The following is a 13,240-nucleotide window of genomic DNA, read 5'->3' as shown; positions in this document are numbered from 1 at the left end:
TGTACGCCTGACACCTGCACCTATACCTGCAACGCGAATTCGGCTCTTAGGCATGATGTTGAACGTACGCAACGACTCTCAACTTTACATGGGCCGGGCCCGGCACCGCAAGTGCGATACCGGGCCCGGCCCATGTGATTCACGTCGAACGCTCAGTGCCGTGTGGCCTTGCGCCGACCGATCACCACAGCGGCGGCACCGACGGCCAGGAGTACGGCGCCCGCGCCCGCGGCCAGGCCGATCTGCGCACCGGTCATCGGCAGGTCTCCGGCATCGTCGTTCGATCCATCGTCGTTTCCACCGTTTCCATCGGCGTCGGCGGATCCGCCCGGGGCCGAGGTGGCGCTGGGCTCGTCACCCGACCCGTCCGTGGGCTCCGAGCCCGGCTGCGTCGGCTTCTCGCTGGGCGAAGAGCTCGGCGAGGAGCTGGGACCGGTGCCCGCAGCGTCGACCACGCTGACCTCGACCTTCCCCGAAGCCGGCAGCGGGAGCGGGTTGTCGTCCCACCAGGCCGCTGCGGGATCGGCCTGGAACCGGCCGGTCACGGTCTGCTGCCCGGTCTGCGCATCATCGGCAGCGTGCAGGGTCACCGGGACGTCGGTCTTGCCCTCCGGGATCTGCGCCACGCGCAGAGCGGAGTCGTCGGCCGTCAGCGACTTCTTCGCGGCATCGTCGTCGATCGTGGCGGTAACGCCCTTGGGCAGATTCAGCTGCAGCGTGAACGGGCCCTTGATGTCCTTCTGCGCCTGAAGGTGCAGGGCCGCATTGGCGCTGCCCCCGCGTTCGACGCGGATGTCCGTGGCGCCGTCCGGCAGGCCCAGGGCGACCTTGAGGTCCCCGGAGTCCAACACGCTCAGCGCGTTGTCGGCCTGGCGTTCGTGCTTGTCCGGGCTGATCTGCTGCTTCTTCTCCGCGCGCTTCTCGAAGTAGGTCTGCCATACGTCGAAGTCGGTCAGGCCGGACTGTTCGAACCCGCCCTTGGTGAACGAGGTGAAGTTGTCACCGCCGGCCGCCAGGAAGGACAGGGTCGCGACCCGGTACTCCTTGTCGTCCTTGATCGGCTTCCCATTGACGAGCACCTGCTTGACGTGCTCACCCGACTTCGCCTTGGAGTCGTAGACGACGTGCAGCTGCTTCGAGATGCCCAGATGCAGGAAGGGGCGGCTGGCCCCGTCTGGTTGCCACTGTTCCTCGAACAGCCCCTTGACGTCCTTGCCCTTCATCGTCACGACTCCGTGGTCGTTGGCAAACGGCAGGACCTGGTTGAGTTCGGCGACGGTAACCTCGCCGGGGGCCTCCTTGTTGAAGATATCGTCGACCTTCAGGTCGGTGCGCAGCCCGCCGGGATTCGTGATCGCGAAGTCGGAGTCCTTCAGCGGGGAGTCCGCGGTCCCCTCGTCCAGGGCGTCGGCCACCAGGTTGCCCAGGGTGGATTCGCCGCCCCGGTCCTCCGAACCGTTCTTGAAGGCCCTGGTGATGTCCGCATCGATCGTGCCCGCGACCTCGGAGCCGATCTCCTTGGACTTCGTCACCGCACGGTCGACGATATCGTCGACCTTGCCGACGACCTCCGAGTCGTAGTCGTGCTGTTTCCCCTCGGAGTCGACTGCGTCGATCAACCCCTGGGAGTCGATCTTCCAGCTGCCGTCGCCGGTCGATTCGAGCACGGCCTGGCCCACCGCCTCGCCGTACTTCTTGGCCTGGATCACGGGGCGGTCGCCGTTGTGCAGGTCGACCGGCAGGTGAGTGTGGCCGATGAAGAAGGCGTCGACGGAATCGTCCGCATCGTCCATCAGCTTGCGGAACTCCGCGTTCGAGGCCTTGGCCGAGTCGAGATCCTCTGTCTCGGACGGTCCGGTGTGCGCCTCGACGACGGTGACGTCGGGCTTCTCCCCCGCCGGCAGCGCCTCGAGGTCCTTGGCCGCCGTGTTCACCGCATCGGTGACATCGCCGAATTCGATGTCGGAGATGCCAGCAGGACTGACCATGTTCGCGGTGTCCCGCGTGACAGCGCCGATCACCGCAACCCGGATCGGCTTACCGCCGGCCGGGTTGACCAGGTCGATGAGCTTATAGGGTTCGAGTCCGTCGGCGACGTCCTTGGTGCCCTTCTTGTACACGTTCGCGCCCAGGTAGGGGAAGTTCGCCGATGAGTCGACCCGGTCCCGCAGGTCCGCGTAGCCGCGGTCGAATTCGTGGTTGCCCACGGCAGAGGCGTCCAGGCCGATCGTGTCCAGCACGCTCAGCGTCGGTTCGTCCTTCTGCGACGACGAGGCGTAGGTCGAGGCTCCGATGTTGTCACCGGCCGACAGCGCCATGGTGGGGATTCCCCGGTCCTTGGCCTTGGCCCGCTCCTCCTCGATGACCGATGCCACGCCGTGGCCGGCTTCGGCGATGCGGCCGTGGAAGTCGGTGATGTTGAGCAGTTGGACCTTGGTCCCGGCGGGTGCGTCGGCCTGGACGGGCAGGGCCGTCAATGGCAGGGAGAGAAGTCCCAGCGTGGCGGCACCCGCGAGGACGCCCGAATATTTACGCATGCTGCTCCTTTTGAGAGGCTCAGGGTCGGGAAGGCATCAGTGAACCTTGCGGATACACTCAGGCATCCTATACCGGAATCCGACCGGAATCAGTCCAGCCGCCGTTTGGCCCTGGCCCGCTCCCCCTGCGCCGCCCACGCCGATTCCTCCGGATACCCGACGGCTTCGAGCACCAGCCCGTGCGGCTCCATCACGTACATGGGCTCGCCGGCCGGGACCCCCGCCTCGGCCAGGGCCAGGAGTTCGGCCGGCCGGGTGGTAGGCCAGGCACCCGAACCGACCCTGACCAGTCCCCCGATCAGCGCACGGACCATGTGGTGGCAGAACGCGTCGGCGCGCAATCGGGTGACGATGACACCGGCGGCGTCCCTGGCGACCTCGAGGCCGCGCAGGGTGCGGATCGTGGTGGCATCGGGACGGGGCTTGCAGAACGGCAGGAAGTCGTGCAGGCCGAGGAGTTCGCCTGCCGCCGAGGCCATCGCCGCAGCGTCCAGCCGACCGCGCACCACGGTGGTGCACGGTACCAGCAGCGGATCGAGGAAACTGTCCTCATCGGCCAGGCGATACGTATACGACCGCCAGATCGCGGCGAACCGGGCGTCGAAGCTCAAGGGGACTTCGGCGGCGGAGTGGATGACGATATCGCGGGCGTCCCTGGCGCGCAGCACCCCGCGCAGTCGGGCCAAGAGGCCCTCGGCGGGAGTCCGCTCGGCGCGGCTGCCGACCAGCCGCCGCGCCTCACCCGGCACCAGGTCCAGGTGGATGGTCTGCCGCCGGGCGTGCACCCCGGCATCCGTGCGCCCGGCCACCGTGACCCGGACCGGCCGGCGCAGGATCTGGGCGAGCGCCGCCTCGAGTTCGCCCTGTACCGTGCGCAGGCCCGGCTGGGTGGCCCAACCGTGGAAGTCGGTTCCACGGTAGCCCAGATCCACGCGCAGGCGCCCGGTCTCCTCGGTGCCCCGGTTGGGCTCAGACATGCCGTTCCCCTTCCTCCGGCGCCCGCGGCGCCTCCAGTAGCCCCACCGGTCCCTGGACATCCTGCGATTGAGTCACCGAGACGGCGGGACACGAGCGGAACAGCCAGCGCACCGGGCCGGCCGAGGGCCGGGCCCGCATCGCCCGGTAGGCGTCGACATTGTGTTGGCGGTAGCGCATGGCCGAGGCGATGCGGATCTCGTAGCGCACCAGTTGGGAGTACAGGTCGTCGACCCGCCAGGCGTCGGCACCGCCGGTCAGAACCCGGGTGTGGGCGCGCTCGATCGCCCGGCTCAGTTCCGCTTCATCGGCCCCGGCCTGGGCCGCGCGCAGTTCGGCCACCGAAACCCCCGCCTGGTCGACGACGGTGAGGAAGAGCGGCAGCAGGTCGCGTCGTTCGCGGATCGCGGCGCTCAGTTGGCGGCCGGATTCCGCCGCCAGGCCGCGTGCCATGCTCAACTGGTTGTAGCGCAGGATGCTCACGACGAGCAACAGGACCACGGCCAGGCCGAGGAGCAGTAACCCGCCCAACAGCAGCCAGTCGCCCATGCCCGTCCTCCTCTGGGCGCGGGCCGGTGGCCGGCCCACATCCGAAATTGTCAGCCGCACCAGTCTACCCGGATCCGAGGACGTGGCCGCCCGGCTCGGTTCAGTCGACCAGCCCGCGCGCATCCAGTGCCCGGCCGGTGTCATAGGCGTACTGGACGCTGCGCAGGAAGACCGGCACGGTGCGGGCACGGATATCGCCCTCGAGACCGCGGGCGGCCGCCGCCCGGCCGGTCATCGCGAACAGATCCGCCAAATACGGGATGCTGCGCACCATCAGGGCGGCGGCCAGGGCGACCCGCTCCGGATTCACGCCCACCAGGCGCAGGGGCCGGGCCAGCACGGTGAAGGCCGCCAGCAGTTCCGCGATCGTGTTCGTCAGCAACAGCAGACCGCCCGCCAACAGGCAGGTGAGCAGGGTCGTGGCGACCTGGAGGCCGACGTACCAGCCCTGGAAGACCAATTGCACGGCGACCAGGGCCACCAACAGCAACCAGACCCGACTCAGCGGCGCCAACAGACGCGACAACGGCAGCCGAGCGCTGAGCCCACAGGCGACCACGACCACCGCCAGCCCCACGTTGACCACGGGATCGCGCAGGATCATCACGACGATGCTCAGGGCGAACACGATCCCCAGCATGGCCAGGGTGGGGATGGCGTGCAGCCAGCCCCGACGCTGCACATAGCCGCCCAGAAACTCCGGACGCCGCTTCACCGGCCCCGCTCCTCGCGGATCCGGGCGACGTCCCGGGTGACGGAATCCACATAGCCGGCCACCACCTCGGCGGCGGGCCCGTGCGCGGCTATCCGCCCGTCGGCCACGTGCACCGCCTCATCGGCGCGGCGGGCGAAGTCCAGATTGTGGGTCGTGGCGATCACCCGCACGCCCCTGGCCAGCAGGCCTTCCACGGTGTCGAGCAGCAGCCGTTCGTTGACCAGGTCCAGCAGTGTGGTCGGCTCGTCGAGGATCAGTACCGCTGGGTCGACCGCCAAGACACTGGCCAGGGCGACCAGTTGCCGCTGTCCACCGGAGAGCTCATAGACGCTGCGCCCGGCCAGGTCGTCAAGGCCGAGGCCGGCGAGCACCTCCATGGCGCGCTCATGGCGTTCGGCCCGGCGCTTGACGCTGCGTTTGAGGGAGAGTTCCACGTCCTCGATGACGGTGGGCATGACCAGTTGGGTGGCGGGGTCGGTGAACACGAAGCCCACGCGCCGCCGCACCTCTTTGACTTGGCGTTCGGCATCGAGGCCGTCGACCAGGACCCGGCCCGTGTCCGGGCGCACCAGGCCGTTGCACAGCTGGAGCAGCGTGGACTTGCCAGATCCGTTCTGGCCGACGACGGTGGTGAAGTCGGCCGTCAGCTCCAGGTCGATATCGTCAAGGATCGTCCGGATCACGGGCCCGGCCTCGGTCACGTCCTGGGAGACAACGCCGACCCGGTCGAAGCGGATGCTCCGGTCCCCGTGCTCGCCTCCATGCATCAGGGCCTCGTGACCACGCATCAGCGGCGGGCCAGCAGCCGTGGGAAGGCGCGGTGGATGGCCAGGGCGACGGCCACGGCCGCCACCGTTTTAAGCGCATCGCCGGGCCAGAAGGCCAGGTCGGCGGTAAGGGCCGCACCCAGGGGCAGGTGCGCATTGAGCATCATCCCGGCGATGCCCAGAGTCCGGGTGGTGATCCAGCCGGCGACCAGGGCACCCGCCAGCAGCACGCCGAACCGCTTGCCCGCGGTGAACCTCCGCAGGGCGAAGTTCGCGGCGAAGCCGGCCAGCCAGGCGGCCAGGGGGAAGGCGATGAGATATCCGGCACTGGGACCGGCGAGCCAGGCCGGGCCGCCGCGCCCGCCGGACAGGATCGGCAGGCCGACGGTGGCCAGGACCAGGTAGAGCAGCACTGCCAGCAGGCCGCGGGTCGGTCCCAGGCACAGCCCGGCCAGCAACACGACCAGAGTCTGGATGGTGATCGGCACGCCGACGCTCAGGGGAATCGCGGGGACGAACCCGCTGGCGGCGACCAGGGCGGCGAACACGGCGATCAGGGCGATGCCGGTGCCGGCGGATTCGCGTGCGGTGCGCGGGGTGACGCCAGCAGCAGTCATGGGAACTCCTTCAAGGGGATGCTTGAACACCGTTCAAGTGAACACTGTTCAGTGTGGCTCAGGCGCCGGCGGAATGCAAACCACGCTTGCCCGGGCCGGGCGCAGCCACACACAGGGTGGCCGGGCACAGTTCCGGGTTAAAGGCCAAAATGTGTGTCTGTGATCGGCCTGCTGCCCAGTAGTTATATAGGCAAGAGGCCGATTGCTTAGCTTTCGGGGCTTAGCATCGATGGGGTGCTTCCAATCGACCGAAATGTATGATCTGCTCCGCGCCATTGAAAAAGAACGGCACAACGAGTGCCGGAAAGACCCGATACCGATGCACGAACTGCGGCGCATCGACCACCCCGAAGCGCAGCCCCTCGACTCGCCGGCACGAGCTGAACACGTTCCTCGACTGGCTCCTCGGTCCTGCCGGCCGAACACACCACAACATGCCCGCACGAACCCTGCGGCGCACGACCGCATGGTGCTGGAACGTCGAACCAACACCACCAGCGTCCACGGGTGAAATCCACTCCGAGATCTTCCTCGACGGAACCTATTTCAACGGCTGGTGCGTCCTCATCGCATCCACCCGCCACACGGTCATCGACTGGCAATTCTGTGACAAGGAGAAGACCGCCTCCTGGACCGCGCTCATCGAACGCATACCGGCACCGGACTACGCCATCGTCGACGGTAACGGACCCCTGAACACCGTCATCGGCCGATACTGGCCCCATACGCGGGTGCAGCGCTGCCTCTTCCACATCCGACACGACATCCACCGTCATCTGACCCGCAAACCCACCCTGGAGGCGAACAAGGAACTCCTCGCCCTGGTCAAGACCATCAAACAAGTCGACGACGCGGACGAGGCCGCTGCCTGGCTCGCCGAGTTCGCAGCCTGGGAAGCCCGGCACGCTTCATTCCTCAAGCACCGGACGTACGCACGATCCGGTGCGGCCAGGCCGGCGTACGTGAAACCGACTCAGATGTGGTGGTACACCCACCAACGCACCCGCCGAGCTCACAAACTGCTGGCCGGGCTGATCCGGAAGAACCACCTGTTCACCTGGATCGAAGCCGCACAGAAAGGAAAGCAGATTGCGCGGGCGACATCCGTGCTCGAAGGCGGGTTCAACCAGCCGATCAAAGACCTGCTGCGCCGTCACCGCGGCATGACTGGCACCCATGCCAAGACGGCCATGGCCTGGTGGCTGCACATGCACACCCGCAACCCGGCAACCCCATTCACGTTCGCGAAACCCCCGCATTGGACGCCAGCGCGCAGGCAGGCTTGCGAGGCCCTCGAGGAGCCCATCGGGCCAGCGGCCTACGACACCCACTTCTCACCCGAGGACGGCAACGGAATCCAACAGGGGTGGGGTGGTAGAACCCGTTAGACACGCGCGGGAAAGACACACATTTTGGCCTTTAACCCACAGTTCCTGCGACCGGGCCCGGCCCCACGAAAAAGAGCAGTCGTTTTGGTCTGAGTCTCTACAGAATTCTCAGACCAAAACGACTGCTCTTCGCAGGGGTGGGTGGGACTGCAACGCCCGCACCTCACGCCCCGGGGATCACTCCCATTCGATCGTGCCCGGGGGCTTGGAGGTGATGTCCAAGACCACGCGGTTGATCTCGTCGACCTCATTGGTGATGCGGTTGGAGATCTTGGAGAGCACATCGTAGGGCACGCGGGTCCAGTCGGCCGTCATGGCGTCCTCACTGGAGACCGGGCGCAGCACGATCGGGTGACCATAGGTGCGACCATCGCCCTGCACACCAACCGAGTGGACGTCGGCCAGCAGCACCACGGGGCACTGCCAGATCTCATCGTCCAGGCCGGCGGCGGTCAGTTCCTCGCGCACGATCGCGTCGGCCTCGCGCAGGATCGACAGCCGGTGTTCGTCCACGGAGCCCACGATGCGGATCGCCAGGCCGGGGCCGGGGAAGGGCTGACGGCCCACGATGACCTCGGGCAGGCCCAATTCGCGGCCGATCGCGCGGACCTCGTCCTTGAACAGGGCGCGCAGGGGCTCGATGAGCTTGAACTCCACATCGTCGGGCAGACCGCCCACATTGTGGTGGCTCTTGATGTTCGCAGTACCGGTGCCGCCACCGGACTCAACCACGTCCGGGTACAGGGTACCCTGGACCAGGAACTCGATCGGCTGGCCGGTTCCGGTCTCCACCGATTCCGCCAGCAGCTTGGCCGCGGCGCGTTCGAAGGACCGGATGAATTCGCGGCCGATCGTCTTGCGCTTGGTCTCCGGATCGGACACACCCTCGAGTTCCTTGAGGAACACATCGGAGTCGTCGACGGTCACCAGGCGCACACCAGTGGACTGGACGTAGTCCTCCTCCACCTGACGGCGTTCGTCCTTGCGCAGCAAACCGTGGTCGACGAAGATGCAGGTCAGCTGATCGCCGATCGCCCTGTGCACCAGGGCAGCGGCCACGGCGGAGTCGACACCGCCGGACAGGCCACAGATGACCTGCTTGTCGCCCACCTGTTCGCGGATCCGGGCGACCTGTTCGTCGATGACCGAACCAGAGGTCCAGTCCGGGGTCAGGCCCGCGACGTTGTACAGGAAGTTCTCCAGGACCTTCTGGCCGTATTCGCTGTGCAGCACCTCCGGGTGCCACTGCACGCCGGCCAGGTTCTTCGCCGCGCATTCGAACGCGGCCACCGGGGTGTCCGGGGTCGAGGCCAGCACGTCGAAGCCGGCGGGCGCCTGGGCGACGGAATCGCCGTGGCTCATCCACACGGTCTGCGCGGCCGGCTGCCCGTCGAGCAGGGTGCCCGAGGCGCTGACCTCGAGCGGTGTGGAGCCGTATTCGCGGTTGCCGGTCTTCGCCACGGAGCCGCCCAGGGCATTCGCCATGACCTGGAAGCCATAGCAGATGCCGAACATGGGCACGTCCAGGTCGAAGACCGCTGCGTCGAGCTGCGGGGCCCCGGCCTCGTACACCGACGACGGTCCGCCGGAGAGCACGATGGCCACAGGATTGCGCTTGGCGAACTGCGCGGCCGAGGCCGTCGACGGAATGAGTTCCGAATACAGTCCCGCTTCACGCACGCGCCGTGCGATCAGCTGCGCGTACTGCGCCCCGAAGTCCACGACGAGCACGGGGCGCGCTGCGGTCCCCGTTTCGGGAGTGGAGTTTTCAGTCATGGCGTCTATCCTATCCGTCTTCTATCTCAGCCCTGAACGGGGGCGACGACCACCGCGGCGTCCAGCTCACGCGCAACCCGGTGGCTGGTCTTGCGCTCCAGAATGAAGGACATGACGGGAATCACGCCGGCCAAGGCCAGCAGCAGCAGACGGCCGATCGACCAGCGCATCTGCTGATTGAGCCAGAAGCAGGAGATGAGGTAGACGACATAGCACCAGCCATGGCAGATCGCGATGGCGGCACCCAGGTCGAAGCCGCCGATCGACAGCGCCTCGCCGGACAGCCCGGCCAGCCGGAAGACGACGTATTTCACGATCATCTCAACCGTCAGGGCCAACAGCATGATGCCGGTAATGATCGCCATCACCCGGTAGAAGCGCAGGGCATTGCGGGCGGAGGTGAAGCGTTTGATCGTCCAGACGTTGTTCTCGTCGAAATCAGGCCTGGCATCCATCGGGTCAGCGGCCACGGGGTTCATCCTTCGTTTGTGCGTCGGTGGGTTTGAGTGTGTGTTCTGGCGTGGGAACCGGGACGGGAGTCGCCGTGGTGCGCAGCTCGTGTTCTCCGGCGCCCTTGACGATGACGTATTCGACGCCGGCGGCCCGGGCCTCGGACATATCGGGCAGGCCGATCCCCTGTTTGTTCTGATAGGCGTCACGCAACAGCGAGTACCACATGTAGAGGGCGAAGCCGGCGAAGAACAGCCATTCGAGGGTGTAGACGCCCGACTGCAGGTCGAATCCGCCGGTGTCCTTGGCCCCGATCGACACGTGGCCCAGTTCCCCGCCGGCGACCTTCGCCTGCTGATCGGCATCGACCATGAGCATGGCCGAATACGAATAGACGTCGAAGAGGTTGACCAGCTCGGAGGTCGACACGCTGCCGTAGGTACCGGGTTCGGACTTGTCCGTGCCCGTCGGTGCCTCGATCGGATTGATGCGCGCGTGCAGTTCGACGGCGCTATCGGGCGCCCGCGAGTCCCGCGCGGTGGCCAGGTCCGCAGTCCAGCCACGGACCACCGGAATGGCGATCGGCAGTTTGGCTTCACCGGTGATCTTTGCCTCGGCGCCCAGCCGCGCGCCTTCGGGGACGAACATGGTCACAACCCAGTAGCCGGACTTGCCCTCATCGCCCGCGCGGTCGGAGACCACGATCTGGTCATCCGGCAGGAACTTTCCCCTCAGTTCGACCCGTTGATGGGCCAGCAGGCCCGAAGTGGGAACCTGCGCAGCGATGACCTCGTTGAATGGCTTGAGCTCGTCGATGCCCTGCGCCGCCACCGCGTCGTTCTTGTGCTCGGCACGGTAAGCCTGCCAGCCGGCCAATCCCACGAAGACCGTGCACAGGGCCAGCACCAGCACCAAAAAGCCCAGCCACCGGGGGGTGAGAGCCAGGCGCAGCAAGTCAGAGGCCTCGGCCGGGGTGCGGGGAGACGACGACGTCCACGCGCTGGAACTCCTTGAGGTCCAGGTAGCCGGTGGTGGCCATGGCGCGGCGCAGCGCGCCGGCCAGGTTGACCTCGCCCACGGCCGAATGTCCCGGACCGAACAACAGGCGCTCAAGCGGTGCGACGGTGTTCATCTTCACCCGGCGGCCACGCGGCAGCTGCGGGTGGTGGGCCTCGGCACCCCAGTGGTAGCCCTTACCGGGGGCCTCCTCCGAGCGGGCCAGTGCAGAGCCGAGCATGACGGCGTCGGCGCCCATCGCGAAGGCCTTGACGATATCGCCCGAGGTCCCCAGGCCACCGTCGGCGATGACGTGGACGTAGCGGCCGCCGGATTCGTCCATGTAGTCCCGCCGGGCTGCGTGGACATCGGCCAGGCTGGTGGCCATCGGGACCTGGATGCCCAGGGCCCGGTGGGTGGTGGTAGCCGAACCGCCACCGAAGCCCACGAGGACGCCTGCGGCACCGGTGCGCATCAGGTGCAGGGCCGCGGTATAGGTGGCCGCGCCCCCGACGATCACGGGCACGTCGAGTTCGTAGATGAACTTCTTGAGGTTGAGCGATTCGGTCGTCGACGATACGTGTTCGGCCGAAACGGTGGTGCCGCGGATGACGAACAGGTCCACGCCGGCGGCGATCACCGTCTCGTAGAATTCCTGGGTCCGCTGCGGGGTCAGGGCACCGGCCACGGTGACACCGGATTCGCGGATCTGGTTGAGCCGGGCCGTGATGAGTTCGGCCTTGATCGGTTCGGCGTAGATCTCCTGCATCCGGGTGGTGGCCTGGTCGTCCGGCAGGGTGGCGATCTCGTCGAGGTAGGGCTGAGGGTCCTCATAACGGGTCCACAGGCCCTCCAGGTCGAGCACGCCCAGGCCGCCCAGCTTGCCCAGGGCGATCACTGTGTCCGGCGAGGAGATGGAGTCCATCGGCGCGGAGATGAAGGGCAGTTCGAACTTATAGGCGTCGATCTGCCAGTCGAGGCTGACATCCTTGGGGTCGCGCGTGCGCCGCGCGGGGATGACCGCGATGTCGTCCAGGGAAAATGCCCGGTTGCCTCGTTTGCCGCTGCCGATTTCAATCTCAGTGCTCACGGGTGCTAAGCCTACCAGCGGTCTACCACCGGTAGAACTCCGGGAGAACCGCATCGACGGTCACAACCGCTCACCCCGACGCCCGGGTAGGACCCAGCACAGCAGCACGATGAGCAAACCGGCAACCGGAACGCACACCAGGCCGGCGCGCAGGCCGGTCGCGGCGTGGTCGGAGATGAAACCGACCACCGGGGCCAGGCACAGCGAGCCCAGGCGCATCAGCCAGGACACCAGTGCCAGGCCCGTACCGGGTTTCAGGCCCGAGAGTTCGTCGGCGCGGGCCAGCACATTCGGGATGCAGGTTCCCACGCCCAGGCCGGCCAGGGCGTAGCCGGCAAAAGTCAGGGGTAGGCCGGGCAGTGTCAACGCCAGGCCCATTCCGAAACACACCAGAAGGCCGCCGACCCCGGTGACAGCGCGCGGTCCCAGCCGATCGCCCAAGGGGTCGCCCAGCAGCCGGCCGATGAACTGGCTGCCGGCGATCACGGTGAACCCCCAGGCCGCGAGCTGGGCCGAGGCGCCCAGGGTTCCCAGATAGACGCCCGACCAGGTGCTGCCCAGGTCCTCGACCCCGGCACCGGCGACCCCCAGCACGCCCAGCGCCAGGACTAATACCCATACCGGCAGAACCCGGGCGCCCGCGCCTTTTCGGCGGTACTCGCCAGTCCGGTGCCCCTGCTCAGGGGCGGGGTCCGATCCCGGTGCCCACACTCCGTCCGTGACGACGGTGCGGGTGCGCTCCGGGGGCAGGCACAGCCGGAACGCCAGCAGTGCGACCGTGCCGACCAACAGCGCCGAGGCCGCGAAGTGCACCGGCAGTGGCAGGCCCCAGGCCAGGGCCCCGGCGGCCATCAGCCCACCGGTCACGGCGCCGACCGACCACACCGCGTGCATGCTGCCGACGATCGACTTGCCGTAGCGGCGCTGGACCTGCAGGCCCTGGGAATTCTCCGCCACATCGGTCAGTGCGTCCATCGCCCCCGAGGCCAGCAGGCCGAACACGAACAGTCCCGGTGCCAGCAGTCCGGGAAGCGCTGGGGAGAATCCCACGAGCAGGATCGCCAGGCCCGCGAACACCGTGCCCGCCGTGGCCATCCGGGCCGAACCGATCCGGCGCAACAGACGCGCTGCGAAGGGGCCCACCAGGATCGCGCCCACGGTCGAGGCCGCCACGGCCATGCCGTAGGCGCCACCGCCCAGACCCAGGGCGGCCTTGAGCTCGGGCAGGCGCGGGGCCAGATTGGCGATGATCGCCCCATTGGTGAAGAACAACAGCGAGGCGCCCAACCGAGCGCGGCGCAGGGAGCGGGCACGGGACGCAGCGGGAGACGGAAAAGGGTGGGAGGACATCGCCTCCCACCCTATCGGTCGGGCCGTGGA

12 protein-coding genes are annotated in these 13,240 nt (G+C 67.6%); 1 reads left to right on the top strand and 11 read right to left on the bottom strand.

The features are described 5' to 3' along the window. Window positions 1–152: 152 nt before the first annotated feature. The 6 genes from NQ034_RS03125 to NQ034_RS03100 form a co-directional block, all read right to left on the bottom strand. The gene (locus NQ034_RS03125; RefSeq protein WP_257046975.1) at window positions 153–2,537 is read right to left on the bottom strand and encodes a bifunctional metallophosphatase/5'-nucleotidase; all 2,385 of its coding nucleotides are present in this window, start codon (window positions 2,535–2,537) and stop codon (window positions 153–155) included. Window positions 2,538–2,626: 89 nt separating this feature from the next. Continuing rightward, a complete protein-coding gene (gene truA, locus NQ034_RS03120; RefSeq protein ID WP_257046974.1) occupies window positions 2,627–3,514 on the bottom strand; it encodes a tRNA pseudouridine(38-40) synthase TruA in 888 nt (295 codons plus the stop codon). After that, on the bottom strand, window positions 3,507–4,061 hold the full coding sequence (locus NQ034_RS03115) for a hypothetical protein (protein WP_257046973.1): 555 nt from the start codon (window positions 4,059–4,061) through the stop codon (window positions 3,507–3,509). Before NQ034_RS03115 ends, truA begins: the two co-directional genes overlap by 8 nt. A gap of 100 nt (window positions 4,062–4,161) precedes the next feature. Then, entirely contained in the window at window positions 4,162–4,776 is a 615-nt protein-coding gene (locus NQ034_RS03110; protein WP_257046972.1) for a CbiQ family ECF transporter T component, read from the bottom strand. Beyond that, window positions 4,773–5,543 (bottom strand): energy-coupling factor ABC transporter ATP-binding protein, encoded by a 771-nt coding sequence (locus tag NQ034_RS03105; RefSeq protein WP_257046971.1) that lies wholly within the window; start codon window positions 5,541–5,543, stop codon window positions 4,773–4,775. Before NQ034_RS03105 ends, NQ034_RS03110 begins: the two co-directional genes overlap by 4 nt. A 20-nt stretch (window positions 5,544–5,563) precedes the next feature. Further along, window positions 5,564–6,160 (bottom strand): biotin transporter BioY, encoded by a 597-nt coding sequence (locus NQ034_RS03100; RefSeq protein ID WP_257046970.1) that lies wholly within the window; start codon window positions 6,158–6,160, stop codon window positions 5,564–5,566. A 257-nt stretch (window positions 6,161–6,417) separates the two neighbouring features. Between NQ034_RS03100 and NQ034_RS03095 the strand changes: the two genes are divergently transcribed. Continuing rightward, on the top strand, window positions 6,418–7,548 hold the full coding sequence (locus NQ034_RS03095) for an IS1249 family transposase (RefSeq protein ID WP_257046969.1): 1,131 nt from the start codon (window positions 6,418–6,420) through the stop codon (window positions 7,546–7,548). Window positions 7,549–7,725: 177 nt separating this feature from the next. On the opposite strand, the gene guaA is transcribed toward NQ034_RS03095, so the two are convergent. The 5 genes from guaA to NQ034_RS03070 are packed head-to-tail and all read right to left on the bottom strand — an operon-like array spanning window position 7,726 to window position 13,210. Then, window positions 7,726–9,324, bottom strand: a complete 1,599-nt coding sequence (gene guaA / locus NQ034_RS03090) for a glutamine-hydrolyzing GMP synthase (protein WP_257046968.1) — start codon at window positions 9,322–9,324, stop codon at window positions 7,726–7,728. A 26-nt stretch (window positions 9,325–9,350) separates the two neighbouring features. Then, window positions 9,351–9,803 (bottom strand): DUF3817 domain-containing protein, encoded by a 453-nt coding sequence (locus tag NQ034_RS03085; protein ID WP_373567195.1) that lies wholly within the window; start codon window positions 9,801–9,803, stop codon window positions 9,351–9,353. After that, complete coding sequence (locus NQ034_RS03080; RefSeq protein ID WP_257046966.1) at window positions 9,784–10,728, bottom strand: SURF1 family protein; 945 nt, start codon at window positions 10,726–10,728, stop codon at window positions 9,784–9,786. The genes NQ034_RS03085 and NQ034_RS03080 overlap by 20 nt, the downstream gene beginning before the upstream one ends. A 1-nt stretch (window position 10,729) precedes the next feature. Next, on the bottom strand, window positions 10,730–11,860 hold the full coding sequence (locus NQ034_RS03075) for a GuaB3 family IMP dehydrogenase-related protein (protein ID WP_257046965.1): 1,131 nt from the start codon (window positions 11,858–11,860) through the stop codon (window positions 10,730–10,732). A 60-nt stretch (window positions 11,861–11,920) separates the two neighbouring features. Further along, complete coding sequence (locus tag NQ034_RS03070; protein ID WP_257046964.1) at window positions 11,921–13,210, bottom strand: MFS transporter; 1,290 nt, start codon at window positions 13,208–13,210, stop codon at window positions 11,921–11,923. Window positions 13,211–13,240: the final 30 nt, after the last annotated feature.

The organism is Brevibacterium moorei (assembly GCF_024580735.1).
Lineage (GTDB): Bacteria > Actinomycetota > Actinomycetes > Actinomycetales > Brevibacteriaceae > Brevibacterium > Brevibacterium moorei.
This window is presented reverse-complemented; position numbering and strand designations above follow the sequence as displayed.